Origin of the sequence: Ascidiimonas meishanensis (assembly GCF_037782385.1) — a bacterium.
In the GTDB taxonomy this organism is placed as follows: Bacteria; Bacteroidota; Bacteroidia; order Flavobacteriales; family Flavobacteriaceae; genus Ascidiimonas; species Ascidiimonas meishanensis.
The window spans coordinates 551,718-576,981 of record NZ_JBBEXD010000003.1 but is presented as its reverse complement, the minus strand read 5'-3'; the positions used below and the strand labels follow the sequence as shown (position 1 = coordinate 576,981).

At 36.7% G+C, this 25,264-nt stretch carries 7 protein-coding genes; 2 read left to right on the top strand and 5 right to left on the bottom strand.

Annotation, left to right across the window (positions count from 1 at the left end; all coding sequences use genetic code 11):
• Positions 1-586: 586 nt before the first annotated feature.
• The 3 genes from WBG07_RS07425 to WBG07_RS07415 all read right to left on the bottom strand — a co-directional run bounded on the left by WBG07_RS07425 (position 587) and on the right by WBG07_RS07415 (position 19,913).
• Positions 587-9,460, bottom strand: a complete 8,874-nt coding sequence (locus WBG07_RS07425) for a Tc toxin subunit A-related protein (protein WP_340199995.1) — start codon at positions 9,458-9,460, stop codon at positions 587-589.
• A gap of 76 nt (positions 9,461-9,536) precedes the next feature.
• Positions 9,537-17,516, bottom strand: a complete 7,980-nt coding sequence (locus WBG07_RS07420) for a SpvB/TcaC N-terminal domain-containing protein (protein ID WP_340199993.1) — start codon at positions 17,514-17,516, stop codon at positions 9,537-9,539.
• A 690-nt stretch (positions 17,517-18,206) separates the two neighbouring features.
• Positions 18,207-19,913, bottom strand: a complete 1,707-nt coding sequence (locus WBG07_RS07415; RefSeq protein ID WP_340199991.1) for a hypothetical protein — start codon at positions 19,911-19,913, stop codon at positions 18,207-18,209.
• Positions 19,914-20,401: 488 nt separating this feature from the next.
• Between WBG07_RS07415 and WBG07_RS07410 the strand changes: the two genes are divergently transcribed.
• Positions 20,402-20,830 carry a hypothetical protein gene (locus tag WBG07_RS07410; RefSeq protein ID WP_340199989.1) on the top strand — a complete coding sequence of 143 codons (429 nt, stop codon included), beginning with the start codon at positions 20,402-20,404 and terminating at the stop codon, positions 20,828-20,830.
• A gap of 92 nt (positions 20,831-20,922) precedes the next feature.
• On the opposite strand, the gene WBG07_RS07405 is transcribed toward WBG07_RS07410, so the two are convergent.
• Both WBG07_RS07405 and msrA read right to left on the bottom strand, forming a co-directional pair.
• Positions 20,923-21,867 carry an aldo/keto reductase gene (locus tag WBG07_RS07405; RefSeq protein ID WP_340199987.1) on the bottom strand — a complete coding sequence of 315 codons (945 nt, stop codon included), beginning with the start codon at positions 21,865-21,867 and terminating at the stop codon, positions 20,923-20,925.
• Positions 21,868-22,002: 135 nt separating this feature from the next.
• The gene (gene msrA, locus WBG07_RS07400) at positions 22,003-22,497 is read right to left on the bottom strand and encodes a peptide-methionine (S)-S-oxide reductase MsrA (protein WP_340199985.1); all 495 of its coding nucleotides are present in this window, start codon (positions 22,495-22,497) and stop codon (positions 22,003-22,005) included.
• Positions 22,498-22,932: 435 nt separating this feature from the next.
• On the opposite strand from msrA, the gene WBG07_RS07395 reads away from it, so the two are divergent.
• Positions 22,933-25,236, top strand: coding sequence for an FdhF/YdeP family oxidoreductase (locus WBG07_RS07395; protein WP_340199984.1), 2,304 nt, complete (start codon positions 22,933-22,935; stop codon positions 25,234-25,236).
• The last annotated feature ends 28 nt before the right edge of the window (positions 25,237-25,264 follow it).

Sequence of the window (25,264 nt, the reverse complement as noted above, 5' to 3'; positions counted from 1 at the left end):
AGCATAAAATTATTGAGCAATGGTCTACAATTCAAAGAAAATTGGAAACAACCAGCCTTATAGGTTGGCATTTTCTTTATAAAAGTCGCTTTGGGTAGTTAAAAAAGAAATAAATTGATTTCTTTAAGTCCTAACAGAAAATCGAGTTCTGTTTATTAATCAACGTCAGTTCAACGTAAATAAGAATTAAAATCGAGTTCGAAATTGTCTTTTTGCGCAGTATAACAAGGTTTTTCGTTAAGAATTTTCGAAGCCCCGTATTCTATGGATAAAACAAATTTATTTTCACTTTTATGCTGCATAAGCCATAATATCAACATATGGTGTGCCTCTTTTGACTACAGCAAATATTCTGGCTAATAACTTGTTTTTAATAATTCAAAAACCTCTTTAAGATTAAAAATATAAAACTGAAATTAGATCGAACTCACGTTATTTTACTTATTGGTTAGTTGACCTACCAAACAACTACTTCTGTTAATTGAAAACCATAATATACTACCCCCTGAACATTTAAAAGATACTATATATTTTCTAAAAAAGTACTTTTCCTAAAAACCTTCATGCAGGGGGGTAGTTGGCACCTTTAATTGATTCTATACTTCATCAATACTAAAATATCATCTAGTTTACTTCTATCTAATCCGCTTAAACCGGCATCAATACTCCATTTTTTGATAGGAGAGCCCGTTAAGCCAATGGTTCCACCTTTTAATTTGTTTTTGCTACCTGTACTAGCAGAATGCGCAATATCATCACCGGTAGTCCATGTTATATTGGTATCATTTACTTTAAAAGGATTAGGGGGGATGATCGTATTTTCGCTTGCTGGCTTTAAATAGACTTTTGTTTGTGTCAAAGTAAGATTCTTCTCCTGTAATAAGTATGGAAAATGATTTTTTTCTATATCAAACTCTACAAATTGCGGATCTCCATCATCAGGAGAAAGTAATTGATGATAGGCATTAGGGAATTCATGTCTAAGACTTATTAGTCTTAAGAGCCCGTTGGTGGTAGCGTAATTTGTTAACGTGGTGGCCAAGGCATTTTCTGCCGCAGTCCTGTTGCCTTCCAGAGCAGTATACCCAATAGTAAGCAATACATCTGAAATGGTATCATAATTAAAAGATCTCACTTTTGAAGGTAACTCAATTTTCCACTCACTTATAGCACCACCTCCTTCAAAAGGTAAATACCGTTCATCTCTCAAGTTAAGCTCAAAAGTTCCAGTATCATTTAATCCACCACTGAGGCTGATAGAGGTATTTTTTGCTATCAGGTGTTCTTCAAGTGGTACACCGTCTTCTTTTTCAATTTCGCCTTTTAATAGGGTAAGCCTGGCACTTACATTGGTATATGGACCTGTAACACCGGGTATAGTTACTCTTACAGATTTCATGAGTCTTCTGTATTGCCCTGGATATAGTAGTTCAAAGGCTATTTCAGGGATGTTAAAATTACAGCTCCCTGTCTGGCGTAGGGTAAGTAACTCAGAAGGTGACAGCATAGCAAGAGAGAACGTTTGAGCAATTTCCTGTTTTCTTACATTGCCCTTAATAAATGCCTGTTCCATTTGCTGGAGCTGAAGCATCAACCGGTCTCCTGCCAACAACCCTGCTTTATCAGACTCCCAATTATCTCCAGCAATATAGAAGGTGTTGTCATTGATTTCAAACTGATAAGCCCGCTCTGCCATCCTTGCCATATCTGCGGCTATATTATAGGCCTGCCTGTAAATACGGCTTAGATTGGAGGACAAAAAGTTGTAAAGCCCTAGGCTGGTAAATTTATTTCTATAAAAATCATGCAGTTCTTTGGCCTGTTCCACACTTTTTTCGTGGATTTCAAGGCTTTTTTCGGCTAGCTGCTGTCTAATTTCTGCAGCAAGAACCTGTTGATCTACCTGCTTAATTTCTTGTTGGGCCAGAGCTAGTTGTTGTTCCCACTCTTCTTCCCTGCGCTGAAATGAAGCTTCCAGGCCAGCAGAAGCTGCCACATCATCCAGAATAGAAGCCAGAGTATTCATAAATTTACCCCATTCATCGGTACTGTCGCCCAATTCCTCTCCTCCCCATTTCATGGCGAAAGGGCTCCCCAATTGCGGAATCAAATTTGTAATTCCCCCAGTGGCAAAAAATATACTGCTAACGGTTCTAAGTGCTCCCGCAGCATGTTTTGATATCTGTTGTGTTCGCTCCCATGGAATTAATCCGGTCTCAATTAATCCCTGATAATAATTAACCCGATTTTCTACATTTTTAAGAGTTTCCTGCATTGCCTTATACTGTGCCTTTGCTTCTTTAACCTGTTTTCTCTTAATATCTTTGGTGAGTTTCAGGATATTTTGTTCATGTGTAGACCGTAAAAGCGTCAGTTCTTCAGTATCTTTCTTTTCAAGGGCGCTTAGCAGGGCATTGCCAAAGCCCTGTACGGATTGAGTAAACTGTTTTGCTTTTTCCAATAAGTATTCAAAACGGTATGGTGGCAGGGTGGCTGCCCCGGCGATCATTGACAGAATGTCTTCCATGCTTAACCCTGCTGCCCTTGCTCTTACTAAAAGTGCAGGGTCAATGGGGGGTTGAAATAATGCCAGGCTTCTCCTTATACCCTTTATGTTCATACAAAACCTTATTTTGTATAGCCTGTCATTTACCCTATCCCAGTAATCTAATAAATCTTCATTATGAGGGACACAAAATACCAATTGCGATTCTTTTACCAGTTCATATAATGGTAACCTTCCCGGTTTTTTCTCAATAATGTCTTTTCTATCTACCTTTTCAAGGTCTGTCCATCTTTTTTTGCGTTTTTTTGCCTCATAAACCACCTCAAAAACCCGCTCATATGTTTCTACTCGTTCGTAGTTATTACCATATCTTATTCCTGCTGACATAGTTGTTGCGAGGGTATTATCCACTAAACCACTATTTGAAGCTATTACAAGCGCATCTGACACCCTTTTTTGCTGAGCCATACTAGCTACTTCCATCAACTGATTAGTTTCTTGTATCCTGTTTTCATTTTTCAAAGAGGCCATGAGGGATTTGGATGCAATAACTGGTTTAATATTGTATTTATAGTCCTGTTTGGTAATCCAATAGGAGTTTTCAAGGGTAATAAGAAATTCCGATCCCTTGGCTATCCTGTCTTTAATTTTGTCATAGGTTAATTTAGTCTCGTCTGCTGTTTCACATTTTCCAAGTTTAACCGGTCTTTTGCCTAAGATATCCTGAGCCAATACATAAAGCATGGTTGCCTCACCTATAGATTCGCGGGTATCCTGAGTAAAGAGATAATCACCCCAATCTAAAAGATTATCTACATATTTCATCACAATTGCTTTTTGGTAAGCATTTAATCTCAACCGAGCTATGGCATGTGGATTAAACGGATCTTTTTCATAGGCATCAATGGCAGCATTATCGGTTAGTATCTCTTTTAGCTTCTCAATATCAAGATTTCGAAAAGCCCTAAATTGCCAATTGTGATCTGATGGCTTTTGATTGCCTGGTTCTTCTTCTGCTGTTGGGTTAAAGATACGTTCATACCACCATTTTGCCTCTTCGAATTTTTGGTTAGCATTTAGATGATTTGCTATTAAAAACGGAATATGGAAAAACATCTCCCAGTAATATTCACCGTATGCTCCTTTTAGGTCAACTTTTTGACCACTACTGTTGGTAATGTTCTGTGTTTGAAGTGAAAGAAATTGTTTTAACCCTTTTGCATAAAGAATATCCATCAATTCGTCGGTATTCACCGTGGTTAAAGGTACCAGAGTCCCACCAAGTAACAGGACACTATGCCCTGATTGGGTTTGAGTTATTGTTCTGGTTGCTTTCGTAAAACTTTTAAAGCCATTCTCTACGTAAAACGAGGTGTCTCCATTCTCTATATAAGCAATATCAAATTCCTTTTTTAAAAAATTATAGGATCCGTTCGTTATACTTACGGACATGGCATTAATCTCTTCATTTGTCATGCCTACCAGTTCATTTCTGGATAAGGAAAGTGGAAAACTACAAGCTTCAATATTGTTTGGAGTTGTTATAGAATTCACCGGAAGTGTATAAGATATGTCACCTACTTTTACAGTACATTTTGCTGCATTTTCAAGGTGAAATGTAAAGTCTTTTTCATCGTTAGCTACGATTGCATTGTTTCGTACGTGCTTTATCCTTCCTTTGACTGTTTTTTTTGCATTGGAAAAATTGTCATTAAATATACTAAAATCAACAGTTGGAGTAATCAGGTATATTCTAATTGCAATTCCTAAAAATTGAAAATTCATCCATATATTAGTAGCACTATTAATTCGATAATTTTTTTGATGAATACCTTTATTTTGAGACCAAATATAAGCTAGGTAAAACGGGTGGATTGGATTAGTACTTTTTATTACATAAGGTTTTCTGAAAATCTTTTTTTCAAATTTTAAAAATGCTTCATCGTGTTTTTTGTCTCTAATCTTTTCACTCGTCGGATAGGTATTTATACCTCTACGATAAATTTTTTCTTCTTCGGCAGATAGGTACCCTAAATATACACGTTGTGGGGTGCTCCATTTGCCGTCTTCTTTTAAAAAGCAATATTTGGTATGTACTTTAAAAATTGCTCCATCTGATGTTGCATCTCCTCCACTGATATTATTTATTTCTTTAGTTTGAACTTCGGTCCAGAACACGTAAAGTTTTCCTCGAAAAACCAATGCAGAAAGTTCGGCTGCTTCAATGGCCACTTCCATCTTAATCCAGTTTCCCCAAATCTGCTTGTAATGGTTATAGGTTCTATAGTAATACTGATAAGGATCTGTATGGGTTCTTGCAAAAAAATAAAACTTACTTTCATTTGATTCAAGAGGAAAGAAAACACTGGTGAGCAGTATAAAGCCAGAAGCGTTTGTTATTCCCATATTCCAATAATTAAAATCTACAGGGACACTCTCATAATAGGCCCCTGCAAAGCGTAATTTGGTTAACTCATTAAATTGAGAGACATATTTTTTATACGCGGATTCGGCAGATTCTTTTGTGATTTTTTCCTGAAGCAATTCATCTTCAAGTTCTTTAAAAATATGCGTTTTATTAGCCCTTAGCGTTGGGTCAATATAATTTTCAGGATAAAGAAATACTTTTCTGTTGGCTTCCCACACCCGGTAATTCTTTCTCCATTTCCATTCTTCCGCAGGAATCCAGGTAGGGTTTACTTTTACATCTTCAATGGCAGGGTTAAGGTTCTTATCTGATTGTTCCAAATTAATTAAACACCGGTGAATATATAATTGCAAGCTTGAAATGGTGCAAACCAGACGAGAAGTCCTGAAACAGCCACTCATCTCTACATCCAGCAGGAAGAAATTATATAGATCTGAACGGTCGCTAAACTTAAAGGTGTCTTTTTTTGCAATGATGTAGTCACAAAGGACATCTCGTTTTAGAGTGTTTATCTTATCAAGATAGGGTTCGAGCTTTTCTTTGCGTTCTTTCTCCTCCGAATATTTTGCAGTAAATACACTTAAAGCAATATCTCTGGCAACCACCAACTCATCGTATGAAGTAAAAGTTAATTTTTTTAAGTTGTGCCCTTCCAAACCCAGAGTATCAGCAAGTGAAATTAATTTTTGCAGAGATCTTATGGCCTCCAAGGCAACCAAGGGTAAGGTAAAAGTGGTTTGCAAGGATGCTACCCGCCCTAAAGGCTGCTCCCAGTTAGAAGCCATCAAAGCCAGAGAATCGTTATTGAAGGTTCCATCTGTCTGGTACTGAACCAGCGCATCCTGAAGCAAAAGCTCCCTTTCGGACTCTAATCCTATCCCAGCCAGTTTTTGATAAACATCAATCAATTTGACCTCATCAAGCGTTCTTACTTTCAAATCAGTAATCCCAAATACATCTTTATGGGTTACTAGAAAGGTAATTGCTTCAGGGGTAAGTTCTGATTTAGTGATAAGCAAGGAAATCCTTTCCAGTTCTTTCATTAGAGCTGTTAAGGCATCAAAATCATTTAGGTTATTAGGCTTTTCGTTAGTAAAAGTGGCATTAAGGGCAGTATTAATGCCTGCTGCGTTTATATCTATGGTAACCAGATTAGGAAAAATTTCTTTGTGTAATTGATCTGATGAGAGATTGAACGTTTGCGCGAGATGCGCTACTAATGATTCTTTTTTATCTTGCTTTGGGGCTTTTTGTATTTCTAAAACAGACTTTGCAATGCGCTCGTTCCTGCTTTCATAACGTATGGTTCCAGTTTCTTTTCCTTCAATAATAAATGTTAAATCTGATAGGGAGAAAGGAGACTTTTTTAGCCAGTCGTTAAATTCTATTAAATCATGTATCTGTGCTAGATTTGAAATTTCAGAACCTGAAAATAAAATGTTAGCCGCTATAATTAAATCTTCAACAGACCATTTTAAGGCTCTACATACTCTGGCATGTCGGTAAAGTTTGGTAACCTTAGAGTAATTCAGTTGCTGATCTAAGGTAATATCAATGCCTAAGAATTTAAATAATTCTATTAAATCAGATTCCTGAATTCCTAATCCTGCCAACAAAAGTGGAGTTATTTTGTCCTGACTTTTATTTGCGAGCAAAGTGGCGGTGGTTTTGTATGTTTTCTTACCATTGGCGTCTACCGAAGCTACCCCAAAAATTTTCTCCAGATCAAACAAACGCTCAAAATGGCTTTTTTGATGGTCTTTTACGGCAGTCAAAGGTAAAAGATGAATGATGGCAGAAAGTTCTTCAGCCGAAAGATTCAATTCTTCTTTTAAAAGCATAACATCTGCCAGCTGCAACACAGATGGGTCACCATTCGCATCTATGCTACCAAAATTATTGATTAAACCTGCTTTTTTTAAACTATTCAGCAGCAAATCGAATTCGCGAACTGACCAGTCCGTTTTTTTCCAAAGACGAAGGTAGCGATGTATAAGATCGAGTCTATTTTGGGTTAATCCTTTTAATACTTCTTCATATTTCTGTATATCTGAAGTGTCTTTTTTGAGTGCTACTTTTACTTTTGAAATTTCGGAAAAAAAAGTAGTCTTCAATACCTCTGTTAATACTTCTCGTGTAATGTTTGCATACTGAATGAACCTTTGAACATTAAAATTAGTTAAAGATTCATTCCCAAAGCGATTCTGCACATTCGCAGCATCGGAGGTAATAATGATAAACAATTCTTCTTGAGAAAGTTTTAATGCTTCTCTAAGTTGGTTTTTACGTGATAAACCTAATGTTTTATAAATTTCATAAAGTTTTTGTCCAAAATGTGAGCTATAAACTCTCAATTCTTCTAATGGTAAATTTACTGGCAGCGTAGTTGCTATTTTTGCATCTTTGATTCTACTTTTAAACACATCACTAACTCCTTCGGCCTTCTTTATATATGCTTCCAATACTTCGTTAACGAATTGCAGGTAAGGAATAAGTGTAGTTGTATTAGCGCAGGTTAATTTAAGATTCCATAAATCGGGTCTACGATTTTTCAAATACAATGGATGCTGTAAGCGTTGCGGGTTAAAAAGTTTTTTTGAAACATTTTCATCAATGAAGTACATTAGGTCTGTGAAATAGGCTGCAGGGCTAAATATAGAACGGCAATGCTCGCAATCACAAAAATCCTGATTCCCGAACAAATCATCGAAACCGTCAATTTCTTTAAGGTCATTGACAAGAGAAGGCTGATTAGAAATTTCTAAATCATGAAATGATCCATGCAAAGCATCACGCACGGCCTCAAAATAATGACAACTAGCCAATGCCTGTTCTTTGGCCTTTAAATACACGGTTCGGCTTTTTTCATACTCAAGCCCACTATTTTTCATGAATTGTTCTTCTGATATACTTGCTACGGCCATGGCAGAATCAAACCCTGTATCTAGAAGGGTTTTTCTTGTTTCATAATCATCAGTAATAATTTGAACTCTTTGATACGCCAGCATTTGCCTTTTAACAGGTTTTTTGTCTTCCTTCTTTATTCCGTCCCAATTAAAACTCTTCTCATCAATAAAATTGGTATTTGCAAATTCTATTGAAGGATTATTTTCCTGAAACTTTTTGAGTGCCTTTAACCGTTTATGAATTTGTTCTTTCTTTTTAGATTCATTAAGTGCCGGATCATTGACAATTTCAGTTACACCAAGATGCAGATACCTATTGGCAAAGGCGGCTAGCTCCTTTAAATCGGCTTCCATCTTTTTTCTGTTTCTTTTGCTAATCCCTTTCCAATTAAGGTTATTGATATGCACAGTACCATCCGTAATGATCGTTTTGTTGTTTGCCTGTAACCTCTCAACGGTTTTCAACAACTGGTATTCTTTACTGTATTTACTTTTTACAACACGCTCCAAAAAGTATTTTGTTGGATACGTTGCTTCTATATTTTTCCGGAGATTCTCAGCATAGGTTTCTTTAGAATCCTCAGCACCAGGAATCTGCACTTTGTTATCTTCTATGATTTTTACCCAATCTTCATGGTTCATGCTTACCAGATCATCCAGAGATCGTAGTTTGGAGGTTTTAAGTGATTTTATTAAAGGTAGGTTGTCTCCCGTAAGTCTGGATAGTTCGGAAGTTATAATTAAATTATCCTTTTCATTTTCTGTGATGAATCCGTCCGATATGAGTGGTAAAAGTGTTGCTTCATTTACGTCTGACCAATCCAGGTTGGCTTTCAATAAAGCTTCTTTCGATTTAGCCTTCAATCCATTTAATTTGGAAAATTCTAAGGTTTGAACGCGTCTGACTTCCCTTTTTAAAGCGGTATTCTCTTTAAAAGTACCTTCGAGCTCGAGGAGATCTTCTATTTTACCGTTTGCATTCTGGCTTATCAACTCTTTTAATGCTTGTACTTCTTCATGCGATAATTTTAGCTTTTCAACTTCGGGTATTACAAACTTTTTGAAGTACTCATCCACCTTTAGTTCTTTGCCCAACTGATAATTTACTTTCACTTTTCTCAGCACACCCTTCAAATAGCCTCTTTCTTTTCCGGCAATCTCCAAAAACCTGTTTTCAAGTTTTTTATTCAATACCTTATTCACTACCTGCCGGCTCGCCTCTGGAAATATTTCCAAATCTTTAACTTTGGCATTGGATAAGTTCAGACCTAAAAGAATTTCATCTTCAGTTTGTTCATTTATGGTGAGATTAATCTTAGCTTTTTTACCTGAGTTTTTATACATTTTAGATTCACCCAGAAGCTTATTATTATGATCATACACCCTAATAATAATATCTGCACCGCCACTTTCCAGACCGCCAATTCTAAAGTCCTCATCTTTATAAATAATTTTATATTTACCCTTTTCATTGGTACGAACTGGCTTGCCTAAAGGATTTTCAGGGGTGTTAGGATCCTGATCGGTAGCTCTTACCATGACACCTTTAACTGGCTGTTTGTTCTGGTTAGTAATTGTTCCTTCTACCGTATATTGTTTTTGTTCATTTTGAGTTGTCATGACTGTAAGTATTAATTGGTATTAAGTAAATTGTTTTAAGTCTTTTAAAAGACTCTCATTTTCAGCAGAAAACTTATTAGAAATTCCATCTGAAAATTGTAGGAGCTTGCTGCTCTGAATTCCTGTCCCACTGAGGCAAAATTTGTATTGGTGCTCTTGGCGTAATATTTGGCCTTGGAAATATCTGAATGGTAGGTCGAGGTACCGGTCTGAACTGAGTTCGGAACCTACTCCATTCAGTACTTCTCAATCTTCTTTGTCTGGCGGTGTAAGCAGGATTGAGGCCTCCTCGGTGAAACTCCGGAACACTTCCCTGCGGACCAGTATCATCTACTCTAAAATTGCGAATAACTCCGCTTGTAATATTTTGCCGGTTAGCAACAAAAATTGCAAATCTGGCTGAAGCCTCCCTGTGGGAAGCATGCATATTGAAAGTAGGTGTTCCGCCAACATTGCCCATAAAATCATCTCCAAATCGCTCATGAGCTACAGGGCCTCCTCTTGTTATCCCATAGCGTTCACCAAAGCCTAAAGCATGACCTATTTCATGTGTCAACGTTCTAAACAAAACCTCTTCATTCGTACTCGCAGGGTTTCTGCTCTGATCCAAGGCTATTAATGCCTTGAGTGGATCAGGGGCAGTGCTACCTGCTGATGGTAAAGCAGTCATTCCTACTGTTACACCAGCCGGACGAAGTGTTGGCGACAAACCTGCAAGATTTGTTAATGTTGCAATTGTATCTCCCTGCCTGAACCCTCGCGTTTGAGTTGTCGCCGTCCTGAAATTTCGCAGTACTGCATCATCTGAGATCGCTATCAAACCGGGAGGTGGAACCTGATTAGGGCTCGTAGTTCCTGCGATTAATCCTGCCATGATACCTACTCTTCGGTTTACTTCTCTAATAGCTCCTGTAATACCGGCAGGCATAGGAGAGCCACTGGTAACCGTGTGGTATTGAAATTGCACATCATAATTTACCTGCCAGGTGTTTCCGTCTATTTGTACATTACCAGAAGCATTGCTGAAAAACGCAGTTGTTCTAGCTGCTGCTGTTCTCATGCGTGCAATCTCGGCTGCAGTACCATAAAAATGAACTGTAGTTGCATAAGTAATGGTTCTATTTTGCTGATCGACTGTTAATCTGGCGTCCAAACCAGAGGGGTCGCTCAATTTTATCGGATTATTATTGCTATATCGAAACAAATTCATTCCTCCTTCAATTCCAATCGGATCAGGCTTCAACCAACGCCCCAACCACGGCAGGTAATATCTGGCGCTGTGATATGCCAGACCGGTTTCTTCATCCCGTTCCATACCAGTATAGCGATAGCGTTTAGCAGCAGCCTTTATATTTTTATTTACAGCTTGGTATGCTGTAGTTCCAAAAGGGTGGTATTCTTCATAAGAAATGATTGCACCGGTGTCATTGAGTTCTAAAGAAGCAGACCCCAAATGGTTACTAAACTGAAAACGAACCGTCCTTAAATCGGTACTAGTATCTAACCCATTTTGAGTGTCTATCATCGCAATCCTGCGAGTATCATCCATCACATGCAGTGTTATTCTTTCTAGTCCGGCATTAGTTCCGATGTGTTTTTTATAGACCTCTATACCGTCTACATACAGGCGTTCTTCTTTTTTACTACCTCCTCCATTAATTTCAGTAACCTTTCTGACCCGCTGACCATTAGAATCATATACATAATAAGTGGTTTCCGGTGGATTGTTAGCATTGCAAACAACCTGTTTAGCAGTAGCCTGCAATTCATCTTTAAAATTCCATTTCATTTCTGAAAGGTGTGGTAGTGAAGTAAGGAATCCGTGTTTGGCATGATGTGAATAGTTATATACCTGACCACCCACATCAGTTTGTATTAATCGGTTATTGTGAAGTTCATATTGATACTGACGTGTCCAATTTCCTCCGGTTGCGATATGTTTGGTTTCAAGAATATTTCCAACGGGATCGTAGGTGTATTTTTGAGTGTAGTTGCGCCATGCCATGTCATCACCAGGACTATAAGATTTTATGAAATTTTTGTCGTGGCATTGATCACACTGATCAAAATTAATAGCCTGCCCGGCGTGTTCTTTACCGTTGGCTTCAACCAGCCGGTAAAGGGCATCGTATTTATAAAGACCTTTGGGTTGAATTTTAAAATTGCTGAAAAATTTATCAGGAATGGCCTTGTCTTCTATTTCGGAAATATTGCCAACAGGATCATAGGTATAATAAAGGTCTTGTAATAAATCCCCATTAGATTTTACGGTTCTTAAATGCAAAAGCCGAAAAGTTTCTTGGTCGTAACGATACGTGGTAGTAGCCAGATTGTTTCCGTTTTTATCACCGTAAACGATGTGTTCTCGTTGTCCTTTAGCATCGTAGTTTATATTTTTTACAAACAGCTTTTCTGCGACTCCCGTCTGGATAATCTTTACCTGTTCTAGCAATCCAGCTTCGTTAAAAATTGGTTTTGTTACACTATTATCTGGAGTCGTGGTTTTGATTGCCCTGTCTAAGGCATCATACTCTATTTTTGAGGTATAAGACGATAGGCTGTTATCAAATACAGAATTGTTATTTAGGTTCACAGGTAACCAGTCGGGTATGTTTTTGTAATCGTTACTAAATCTTCGGCTGGATTCAAGAATATTTCCTTTAAAATCATAAAGAAGATAGTTAAGTTTACCTGCTGTATCATAGTGCTCAAAAACCTGTCCTCTCAGGTTTTTCTCATATTCATCAGGCTGTCCTTCACCGTAAAAAATGCGTTCATAAATATGGTTTAAATCTACCAGACCATCACCACCTTGTACGCTCATGATTACAGGCCTTTGCAAGACATCATACTCAATGCTGAAAACATGATTCCTACTATCCCAGCGATGAACAGGATTTCCCATTGAATTATTCATAATCCATTGTTCACCGGCATCCATGCTGTTTTCATACAACCTATGACCCAGCATATCATATTTATATGCCATTACGGTATTGCCAAATGCATCGAATACGGCTTTTGCATTTCCTTCAATATTAAGTTTTATGAAAGTAGCATAAAGCTTCTCTTTTGCAGCACCATCATTACTGTTATGCCCCATGGTTAATACTGGTCTCCCTAATGAGTCTAAATACAAAGATGAAGGGGTGTTTGCATGGACAGCAGCTTTTTGAGCCGCTAATTTCTCTTTAGCAGGGTCTTTACCCTGAGCTAACAGTTGTGTATCTATCAGATTGTTAATCCGGTTATGATACCATTCACTTTCCAGCACCGTGTCATTCTGGTCAAAATTACACTGCTTCCATGAATCAAATTCTATACGGGTTAAAGTACCGTCTGGATATTTTGTTTTTATCAACCTTCCTACCGAATCATAAAAAAGTATGGGTGTCACACCAATTTCAACCAATTCGGGTGCATCTTCATATAAGAAGTTCGTGCTAAAATAGGGCTCGTATTGTTTTACAGGATTGCCTTTATTGTTTAAAACGCTCCGTCCGTTTCCTATCCATCTAAGATCTACACCGGTATCTTTTTCTTTAAGTTGCCCGTTCTCTATAAAGAATGCATTGCCAGACTCTGCCTGTACTTTGGTCATGGCTACATTTCCCAATCCGTCAGAATATTCAAAAGCCAATTGAATATCACTGTTATTATTAACTGAAAAATGTTCTTCTCGGATGATGGAAACTACCATTGCTGGCTGATTACCCGTATTTTGATACGTCTCAAAATCGTACACAAAACGCACGGAGGCTTTTTGCAACAAATTATTGCTGGCCTGCCTCAATTGATTGGTATTTGTACTGTTTTGGGTTGCAGCACCAAATAGCTGAGCCCTAAAAGCATCTTCCGCAGCATCTTTATATTCCTTTAGTCCCGAAATGCTATCGGCATCTTCAAGGATATGTACCGTAGTTCTTGACGCATCGGTGAATACTCCGTTACCTTCCACTGCCATGGCTTTTACCATACCCAGTTCATCCGCTAAAACAAAAGAGGCATTTGCGTTAATATCAATCATTCGCGAAGGAGACATCGTTCTATAATTGAAAATAGCAACCTGCGATTTACTGTTAAGGATATTATTATCATCTTTAACTTCGGTAGATCTGATAAAAAGGTAATACCCGTCATTATTCCTGTTGGCCCCGGTAAAGGTTTCGCTATCATAAACCACCTGAGTTGTAGTGGTGAAAGGATCTTCGAAGGCAACAGGAGCATAAAACCGGCTTTTCACATTAGCTAGCGGCTCACCGCTATTAGCCTTAAAATGGGTGATGCCAGAACGAACCCATAAATTCCCATCAATTTGGGAATATTTTCCTTTGGCTTCCATAAAGTTGCTTATGTCTGTACCTCCTACTTGCAATTCGCTGCCATTTTTCTGGTAGATTTCTTTTACCAAATCTGGAGTATATGCCAGCTGGTAACTTTCAAAAGGAAGGCCTATGGTATCATAGAAACCAAAATTTAGTTCATTTAAATTATTGTCTAAATATTTCGATGTTAGGTGTTCAATAAGCCGGCTTTCTTTGCCCCCTGTTGGGGGTTCATGATAATCCAGTAGTATAGTACCAGACAGTGCATTCTCTAATTCTGAAATACTGAAAAGGTCTGACGCAGGGTTAAAGCCCGTTAATTCATAAGTTTTGGTTTCAAAAGGCATTCGTAACCTGTAAGCATAGGGAAGGTCTATATCATCAAAAACGGAGGTCCCGTCATCATATCTTGAAAAGTTGTTTTGAGTGTAAATAATGTGTGTCCTAAGCTGTTCATTTTTGGCCGCCTTAAGGTTGTTGGCAAATGCATTTTGCAGTTTTGCTTTTTGTGCCACATTGGTGTTTAGCACGTCTTCTGAAAAATCGGTAACCCGATTGGTAAGTTCCTGAAAATCGGCATCTGCCTTTGCTTGATCTCTACCGTAAACTACCGCAACGCTTTCCAGAATATTTCCCAACTCATCAATTTTAATATTGAGGGTGTGCGATAGCCGATAATCGGTTTCATCTCTTTCATAAGCAATGGTAACCGCTTCACTTTCAGTGACTAAAAAAACACCGAATTCATTCTTTTCTCTGGGCTGCAATAATTGGATATTACAATTATGCGTAGCCACCGTATAAGGCTTCATCTGCAACTGCAGCTCTTCATCTTCCGGATTATCGGGGGCATCTAGTGCAAAGATTTCCTGACGAAGCATCATCCCTTTGCAGGCTCTTAAGGCTTCACGATATTCATCTCCGTTCAACGCCTTTACAGCGTCCATAAGACGAGCGTCAGGTATTTCAGGTTCGCTAATACCAATTGGTGAGGCTGGAAATCTTTTGTTGTATTCTTCAATCCAATACTCCTTTTTAAATTGCGACAGTATTCTTTTTCGGTCTAAAAATGCCCCAGTGTGAAACCAAGTTTTGGTGAGTACCGGTTTTTGATATAATTCTTCTGACTTTTCCAATTGATTTGTGACATTGTTTAGACGCCACAAATCATACTGCTCTGAATCAGTTTGCTCTACCATACCAAAACCCCTGAATTCCCGTTCGGGATGGTCGTAATAACCATGATGATACCGATATTGAGTAGTGAACCGAACATTGGTTATTTTTTCCTCTACTATGGATTTGCTAACTACTTGCACAGGGAAGGGTAATTTGGTGATCCACGGTTTCCCCTCTAGCTTATCCTTTAAGTAAAAATGAGTTGAACTTTTATATTGGATGTTGGTCTCTTTACCAAAATTATTCTTGTATTGGATGAGGACATGTGGCTTTTTACTATCCATCAAATCAATATACTGCATAGGTGCATTTGCGTGAGCTGGTAAATCTGATGACCATACAATGCAGGAAGTACCGCTTCCTAATAAATCAATAACTGATAGCTGACTTTTTTCGTTTACAGGAAAGAAAGGTTCAATCTCATGAGCATCACTAAAGGCATTTCCGCTTAGGTTAATAAAGGCTTTGAATTTATTTTTACCCAGGTAGATGATGTCTGTAGCACCTGTTCCGCTAATATCAGCTAGGTGTAGAAATTTCGGATTGAAAAGATCCGGATTATCAAACAAAGGCGCATTACTCATGTTTACTTTCGCACTAAACTTACCATAGCCTTTATTTGCCCAATAGCAGATCTCGCCATTACGGATTCGAACGATATCGGTGAGGCCATCTCCGGACATATCAGCTAGAAAAATGGTCTGCAATGGGTCTGCAAAAACAATTGCAGGGCCTTTCTCTTCATCAAAAGTTTTTAGTGTACGTTCAGCGGGTAAGTGTCCGCTTTTACCATCGGCAGCATACCAGGTAAATGCATTTTCTTCTGTAATAACCACATCGGGTTGTCCGTCGCCATTAAGGTCAATTAACCGAGTGTTTGGGTCCCGCAGATCAATATTGGCAACTTGCTCAAAGTGTTTAAAAGGCTTCCATCCGTTCTCATGAGTCAGTTCAAAATATCCTTTGATCTCATCACTATAAACCACCATTTGTTTCTCTCCGTTGGCTACAATATCCTGAACAGAAAGTACACCAGTTGACAATCCAGTAAAAGAAGGTCTGGGAATTACTTTTTTCGCTGTAGTAAAAGCTACCTCTCCATCTTCATCTGTATCACCTAAATTACTCTTGTAATACCATCCTTCACCCTGTTCAGTAAGTATTCCTGAAATACCTTCACCATATAAATCTACCCACTGGTAATTATTGGTCAAACCTACTGGTGCATTTACAATATTTTGAGGACTGATTGTTTTTATTTTTTTATTCCAGTTTAGTTTTTCGTATTTGAATTCAACAGGTGGGAGCGATTTTTTAGAATAGTTGCCATTAGGCTTACGGATGTAACCACTTTGTGTTATGGTCTTTAAGTAGGTAGTTTCAGACTGTCCGGAAGCATTAATGGAGGAAGGTTCAAATTCCAGATCCAAAGACCGGATGAGGTAATTTTCGCCAAAATTCTCCTCCTCTGAAGTTCCTTTAAATTGCTTTTCATCTTTAAAATGATGAAACATCAATATTCTTTTACATAAACGATTTGTTCTTATCTCAAATCCGGAGCGATAGGAAGAAAAGGAATCTAGCCGGTAATCCCAAAGATTCACCTCATTAGGAGTTGGGAATAATTCATCGTGTTCCCCAAAATCTAAAACCAATTCAAAGAAATATTCATTGTCTAAAGGAGTTTGGGGATCGTATGGTTTGGTTACATCTGCATAGTATGCTTTCCTATTGCCGTATTTAACTTTTTTTAGATATTTATTGGTGAAGGCTTGACTACCATTGATTCTGTTTTTTTCATAAACCTCATTTGGAACCTTGTCCAAATTTTCTTTTTTATATTCATATTGTATCCAATTGCCTTTATCATCATAACTAAATTCAGGCAACCATTGAAAAATTTGCTTTTCATCTTCAGGATTCGCAATTCTGGTATCAATACTCCTTCCGAAAAAGGTGGTTGTGTTTTCCTTTGTTGTTACTTTCCAATAAACACCATGATCTTCGTGATATATTTTTTCAATTCTGGCGAAACTTCCTTCAATTCGAGGTCTGTATCTTTTCACAGAATAACTGTTTGTATTAGAATATTCTTTTTCCTTCCATACACTTCCCTCTTTTACCAAATATGGAACCATATCCTCCACCCCGGAAAACATAAAAATATCTTCATCTGAACCATCTCGATACCTTGGCAATCGCTTATCTGTTTTTCGTTGAATAATTGGATAATCTACAGACCATCCTAGACCATATGGACTGTTACCGCCACCAGAATTATAGGATAAGGAAAGAGATGGTGAGAAATTATTGCGCCCAGAAGTAATAGGGAAAGGAATTGAAAAACCCGCAGTACCATTAGCCCCATTAACTTTGAACTTTTCATCTATTCCCTTAAGTGCTCCACCTCCTTTAGGAAGTTCTATTCTAGGTATTTTTATGGTGTTGGATTCAGTACTATTCTCCCTTGTTAAAGAGTTTATGTCAATTACACCTTTAACATTACTTTTTGAAACCGAAGATTGGTTATTATATTGATTAGTTGTTTCCATGGTCGAAATCTCATATAATCAACTGTTTTTCTTAAAGTTAAGAAATAATATTACCATTTTCAATAGCTAAAATCTCATTTATTTTTCGTATTTTTTATATAAAATACAAAGAAATTATTTGCAAAAAAAAAGACTAAATAAGTTATTCGTCTTTTGATTTTTAGCGTTCAAAAGCAATGTATGGAAAGCAAAAACATAAAAATTGATAGGCGGTATCGCTAATACGTCTTGGTAAATTTATGAGTGCCGTATTTACATATTGAAGAGTAAGAATTTTATATTTAAAAAAATAACATATTTAAATTTACACAAAAACTCAAGTAGCCTATTTAAGCGCGAATAGATAGCTGCTAGATTCCAATATAGAATGCCCTCTGATTGCAAGGCAACCGATTTTTCACACGCGACCCTGCTTGAAACGCTTCAGAAGAAACGTTCTGCTATTTTGGCTGTAAAACAATGAATGAAGAATTTTAAAACTAGTTTTAGAAGTGAATAAGCTAAATACATGTAAGAAGTAGCCTTCTCACTCTAAAAACTCAGTTTCTAATAGTAATAAATGGTTTTAGAAATGTACTGATATGCATATAAAATTATCGATGCGTTTGCATTTCACTCCTTAAGGTTTGTTTTTAAAAGAATTAAGCTACATTTTACGAAAATAAAAAGACTCATATTTCTATCTCAATATTATCTTCTTACTCCTGATTGCCCTGCCTTTTTTCTTTTTATTTCAGAATTTTTCTTGGATTTTGCTTTGTTCTGCTCATCATGAATACGCGATACTTTCTCTTGAATATCTCTTGAAAAATTAGGGATTTTTGTAAAATCTTCAATCCCCTTAACTAGGCCTAAAGAATGTTTAAAAGGGAAATTAAAAGATTTTAAGGTAGTAACCATTTCGTAAATAGAATGATGCTTTAATGGCACCATAAAACCTATACAAGCGGTTAAAAGATGACTTTGATTTTTTTGATTCTTCAACAAACCTAATGCATAAGCAAGCGCAAAGTTCCTGCTTGTGGTTCCTGAGATACCACATGCCACTGGATACCCTTTTTGTTCTGCATAAAGCATATATTCTTTTGCTTTTTTGTCTGCAGACCATACTTGCCTGGCATTAAGGGGAACAGAAAAAATATCGCCCCCTCTAAAAAGATGCGTGGCACCATGTGCTCTTTCTATATTTTTAATTCCTAATTTCTCTAGTTTACTCAAGTTTTTAAGAGTTCCATAGAGTCTTGCCTCGGCAGTCTCTTCTAAACTAGCATAATGAGCTTTCTTCTCTTGTTCGGTTTTTGACTTTCTGATATTATTGTTAGAGAAAACCGCATAAGCCCCTCCTCCAGATTCTAATGAAGTTTGAATAAGGGCATCCTGATCTGAATCTAATGTGAAATCATGCTTTTCCTTTAAAATTTTGTTTAGTGCTTCAAACTGAGTTTTAGGTAATTTATATATTTCATTCATTAAAAAGTGCTGTGATGGCATAAACGTCATTACAGCTCTAAACAAAGCATCATTAGAGGTTTTTTCTTTTCTTGCAAGCGCTTCTTCTCTCTGCTTCCCATTTTTTATATGACTTAAGTTAGGATCTACATGAAATAATAAACTCAAGACTCCGCCAATTTCTCCTGCCTTGTATGTGGCAGCTTTGCCAAATTTACTTTTAGTGAACTCCTCAGATGCAAAGCTTCCATTACGTTGATTTATTTCCGTTAGCACCCTATCTCTTTTATCTTGACTTTTCCATCTTCTTTTGTGATATGATGAAGGAAAAAGCGTTCTACTTAACCGTATTTCCCGTTCCGCATAATCCACTAAAAGTGATAATTTATCTACTTTTACATATGTCAACTCATCAAAATTTCTTAATCCTTTAGGTATGCTTAAAAAAGTGTCTATTGCCTTGGTGTGTTGAGGATTCTCCTTTTTTATATTATCCACTTCACTGCCAGAATTAGACGAATTTCTAACTGCAATTAAGGTTTCCCATAGTTCTTTTCTTTCGGTGTCGTTCATAGAGGCCATCTCTTTGGAAAAGACCAAAAATTCTGGCGACTTGGCTAATTCTTGTAACTTTAAAATCCCTTGATGCGTCATGCCCATCGTTCTTTTAAATGTTCTCGCCATTTCTAAATCAAAAACAGGTGCTATATCAAATTGCATCTGCATTGTTATGTATGCGTCATAAACCGCCAACAATCTTTTTGCTATTTCTTGTGTGAAATCAAAAACATCACCATTTGTAACCGATGCTTGGTAAGCCCAATCGGTTATGACTTTTTCATGTTCTTGAGAGTAGTCCTTTTTTTCTTGATTTAAGCTTGTAGAAAAAGAAATCCCTTCTGTACATTCAAGCTTAAAATCATTTGAGGCATCCTGTTCTTCAGTCATAACTACTGTATTTAAAACATAAATAAGTATGAAATAATAGGTATTTCCCCCAAAGGATTCATTTTAGGCTTAGTGAATCTAAAGAATATGCTTTAAAGGTACTCTCTTAAAATGATAGTTCTTTTTAAAAAGCAAACTGCTATTCATCTGTAACACCTGATTATACTGAAATATTAATAACAACTAATTTGATAAAACTTATTTAAAAAGGCACAATAAATTTGCTGATAAAATATGTTTATTTTGATCTTGTCTGAAGATAAAACCAACTAACTCAACAATAAATAGCATTCATAAAATATTTCTTATCATTCACTCATTTTTTTAACTGACCAGAATAATAAGACATCTTTGAATTGAAAATTTTTGAAACCGAGAGGTTAAAACTTAGTAAAATACAAATCCATATCAAAAATCGTAGGCAGTCTACAACATTTTCAATTAATTAATATTATCTTGAATAGCAGCAATATTATATTGAGTTTACTATGAATCACTACCCAGAAATAGAAGCCTTAAAAGCCTATTTCAAAAAATTTAATATCAAAATACAGAAGTCGGATAAAATCATAAACGATGCTCTTTTTTTTATTAATTTCTCCATTAATCAAAACACATGGCAGCTATTGCTTGATGATGAATATCTGGACTTTGACCCCGAAAAACCGTTGGTTAATTTGTTTTTAACCTTTAGTTCTTTACAATTGTATCTCAAATCCGATGATTTCTTAGTCTGGTGTAATTACCTAGACCTAAGCGCCTCAAATATTAGATGGTTAGATTATTACCAATCTTTAAGCACTATTTACAAAGAAATTGAACAAACCATCGGGAAAATAGATTCCTGTATCACTCCTTTGGATTATCAATTGAGGACAGGTGTTGTAAATGCTTTAGTCTCTTCTAATTTTAAATGAGGTAAACTAAAGGACTACTAAAGACATTTTATTTTAAGATCAAGCCTCTAGTTGGGAATTTGTATAAATCTTCTAGAATAGGAACAGAAAGCCTAATTCCAGGTAAGCTTATTTCTTTCAAACCAATAATCACTTGGACTCATTTTAAATTGAGACAAATGATTAATTTCTTCCTGGGTTAATTGAAAATCCGTAGCTTTTAGGTTCTGTAATAAATGATCAGGTGTACTGGCTCCGCTTAAAATAATAGCCTGTTTAAACTTAGACATACTATAATTCAATAAAACAGCATCCGCACCTACCCTATACTTAATGGCAATTCTTTGAAGTTCTTTATGTAAAGAAGCATGATTAGAAAATTTTTTATTGGGAAAAAGCCTTCCATTAGCCATGGCTTCCTTAATCACTAATTTTTTATTCGCTTTTAAAATCTGGTGACCAAGGTTATAAATACTTTGGTCTAATGGATTGAACGTGCATTGAAACACTTCAAATAACTGCTCGCCTCTAAAATGAACATCAATCCCTTTTTGAAGTACCTCAGCCTGATTACTTCCCGTAGTAGTCAAACCTACCTTAAGATGGTATTCATTTTTTAACTCAAACAGTCTTTCTAAGACTTTCTTGTCTTCCAATACTCCTGTCTCTATAGTTGCAGAATGAATTTGATAATATTTTAAAAACGGTAATAACTTTTTAGAAATTTTCCATTGTTCATTTAATTTAAAAAAAGAATGCTCTTTTATTTCATGAACTTTTGCTTTAGGGTCAAAATTTGCCACATAAGTATAACCCCATTTTGTAGCAATAACTATGGAGGAATCATTTTGCTGATCAAGCCATTCAGTGATTAGTCTTTCAGCCATACCATAGCCTGGCGCGGTATCAAAATAACGAACTCCTTTGGCATAGGCATAGTCTAAAGTTTTTAGACTACGTTCTTTGAAATCATCTAAAGACAAAGCACTTCCTTTCTCTTGCTTAATATTAATATATTGGGGTCTTCCCAATGCTGCGGTTCCTAAACCAATATGCATATGATACGTTTATGTGATAATATTTTAAAAAAGAGAATTACTTCTTCTAAAGTAAATTTATGGCATTAGAAATACAACTTAGGATTATTAAGATAGGATGGAGGCTGTTCCTCTTAAAAATTCATTTCACTATTCTTAAAGAAAGCTTTCTTCAAACCTTTCAAAATGACATGTATAACCATTAGGATTTTTAACCAAATAATCCTGATGCGCTGTTTCGGCCGGCCAAAATGTAGTATATGGTTCGAGTTTAGTCGCAACAGGGGCATCCCATTTTTTAGACTCATTCACAATGTTGATAATTTCCATGGCCTGAAATTTTTCTTCTTCATTTTGAAAAAAAATAGCCGATCGGTAACTAGAACCTATGTCATTTCCCTGCCTGTCAATAGTAGTAGGATTGTGGATTCTAAAAAAGTAATCTAACAAATGTTTGAAGTCGGTTTCTTTTGAATCATACGTAAGCTCTATTCCTTCTGCATGTCCTGGATGGTTTCTATACGTGGGGTTTTCATTTGTACCACCTATATAACCTACTTCGGTATCTATTACCCCCGGTTGCTTTCTAAATAGGTCTTCCATTCCCCAAAAACATCCTCCTGCTACGTATGCTTTCTTATAGTTATTCATATAATAATGTTTAATTAAGTAAATTGATCCCTTAAAACTCTTCTGCAAATATCTTAAAAGATTTCCCGTCATTAAAAGTCTACTTGGTTATACCATAGTTAATTTTATACACCTCCCTTCTTAGAATATCTAAAGGCATTGATTTTGCAACCTCTAAAATCGACGTACCCAAGATATAGCAGTACATATTTCTATAAAAAAACGTAAAAATTCTAAGGAACAAAAAAACAAGCGCCCTTCATTTGCGATGCGCTTCTCTATGCAAATTACTAAAGTAAAATTCAAAAACCTTTTAATTACTCATTACCTGAGTTTTTGTGCTAAATTGATTAAAATAGTACAAAAATTAAACTCTTGATATCAGGTTTCATTATAAAATTAATAATTTTAAAAAATTAAGGTATTCATGTGCCTTATTTCTTAATTTCCATAATTATGAGTAGCCATTTTAAGCGAAATGTTTCCGTCCGCGGTTCAGAAAAATTTTCAAAAATAAAAGTTGGGGAACCGTTAAAAGATGCTGCTGGAATGCTCGGGGTGAAAGCCGCATTACAACATGGTTTTAAGGAAATGGGCGTATTAAAGTCTATGAAAGCGCTCCTAGACATGAATCAACAGGACGGTTTTAGTTGCCCTAGTTGCGCCTGGCCAGACCCTGAAAATCCTTCTCCTATTGCAGAATACTGTGAAAATGGTGCAAAAGCATTAGCAGATGAAGCCACTGACAAACATATTGGACGAGATTTTTTTAAACAATTCTCTGTAGAAGAGCTTTCGCAACTAAACGATTACCAGTTAAATAAATTTGGCAGAATTACAGAACCATTGGTTTTACAACCAGATAAGATTCATTATGAGCCTATTTCTTGGCAAGATGCTTATCTGCTTATTTCTGATGAGCTTAAAAAGTTAAACCATCCAGATGAAGCTATTTTCTATACTTCGGGAAGAAGTAGTAATGAAGCCGCCTTTTTATATGGCATGTTTGCCAGAGCTTTTGGCACCAATAATATGCCTGATTGCTCAAATATGTGCCACGAATCTAGCGGTGTGGCGCTAAGTGAAACTTTAGGCATAGGTAAAGGATCTACAACTTTGGAAGACCTTTATAAAGCAGAGGTTGTTATTGTTGCGGGTCAAAACCCAGGAACCAATCATCCACGAATGCTTTCAGCACTTGAAAAATGTAAGCAGAATGGCGGCAAAGTCATAAGCATTAACCCTTTAGAAGAAAGCGGACTCGTAAACTTTAAGAATCCGCAGAAAGTTAAAGGTTGGATAGGCGGCGGTGAAGCAATGGCAGATATTCATCTACAGGTAAAGATTAATCAGGACATCCCATTGGCTAAGCTAATTATTAAAAAACTCGCAGCATTAGATAAAGAAAATAAAAATGTCTTTGACCACGATTTCATCAACACCTATACAAATGGGTATGAAGACTTCATAAAAGACCTCAACAAATACAGTTCTGACGATTTATTGAATGAATGTGGGGTATCAGAAGACAAGATTAACCAAACCGTACAATTGCTCGCAACAAAAAGTAAGATTATTGTGTGTTGGGCAATGGGGCTAACCCAACATAAAAACGGAGTTGAAACCATCAGAGAATTTGTAAACCTGCTTTTATTGAAGGGCGCTATTGGCAAGCCTAATAGCGGTACCTGCCCGGTTAGAGGTCACAGCAATGTACAAGGTGATCGCAGTGTGGGTATTATGCATTATGTAAACAAAGGCCTAAATGAAAGAATAAAAAAACACCTTGGTTTTACCCCACCAGAAAAAGAAGGAGTAGACACCGTTGGTTGCATGGAAGCCATGCACGAAGGGAAAGCAAAGATCTTTATGGCGTTGGGAGGCAATTTCCTCATGGCAGCATCAGATACTGAGTATACTGCTAAAGGACTTCAAAACTGTGAGCTTACGATACAGGTAAGTACCAAACTCAATAGAACTCATCTGGTTACCGGAAAAACCGCCTTAATTTTACCCACCTTTGGCCGCTCTGAAAAGGATATGAAAAATGGAAATCTTCGTTTTATTACCATAGAAAACAGCATGGGAAGAGTGAGGCAATCTAAAGGGCTGTTAAAACCAACCTCAGAACATATAAAAAGTGAACCAGATATTATAGCGGAATTGGCGCACACTCATTTCGGAAAAGATCACCCTGTAAACTGGAAAGCCATGGGAGAAGATTACAACCTCATTAGAAAAAAAATTGATCAAGTGGCTAAGGGCTTTGATAAAACAAGTGAGCGTTCTAAGGGTGTTGGGTACTATTTACCTAACAATGTTAGGGAGCTGGATTTTAGTATGCTTCCCAACGGAAAAGCTCAGATAACTATCAATAGATTGCCAGAACACACTTTAGAGGATCATGAATTTATGTTAATGACCATTCGTTCACATGACCAGTTTAACACTACCATATATGGTATGGATGACAGATACCGTGGTATATACAATGAACGCCGTGTTTTATTTATGAACCCAAAAGACATCTCTAAATATGGTTTTAAAAAACTAGATGTGCTGAACCTCATTAGCAATTATGACGATATAAAAAGAGTTGCCCATAATTTCAAAATAGTTCCATATAATATCCCTGAAGGTAATCTTGCTGCCTATTTTCCAGAAACCAATGTATTGATACCCTATAATCAGTATGCAGATAGAAGTAGAACACCCATAAGCAAATCAATTAAAGTAAGTGTAGCCTTGGCAGATGAGTAGATATTCTTAGTTGACTAGTACAATTTAA

Coding starts and splice junctions, on each gene's coding strand:
- msrA (WP_340199985.1), bottom strand. CDS start 22,497: ATGAATAACTATAAGAAAGCATACGTAGCAGGAGGATGTTTTTGGGGA.
- WBG07_RS07420 (WP_340199993.1), bottom strand. CDS start 17,516: ATGGAAACAACTAATCAATATAATAACCAATCTTCGGTTTCAAAAAGT.
- WBG07_RS07395 (WP_340199984.1), top strand. CDS start 22,933: ATGAGTAGCCATTTTAAGCGAAATGTTTCCGTCCGCGGTTCAGAAAAA.
- WBG07_RS07410 (WP_340199989.1), top strand. CDS start 20,402: ATGAATCACTACCCAGAAATAGAAGCCTTAAAAGCCTATTTCAAAAAA.
- WBG07_RS07415 (WP_340199991.1), bottom strand. CDS start 19,913: ATGACTGAAGAACAGGATGCCTCAAATGATTTTAAGCTTGAATGTACA.
- WBG07_RS07425 (WP_340199995.1), bottom strand. CDS start 9,460: ATGACAACTCAAAATGAACAAAAACAATATACGGTAGAAGGAACAATT.
- WBG07_RS07405 (WP_340199987.1), bottom strand. CDS start 21,867: ATGCATATTGGTTTAGGAACCGCAGCATTGGGAAGACCCCAATATATT.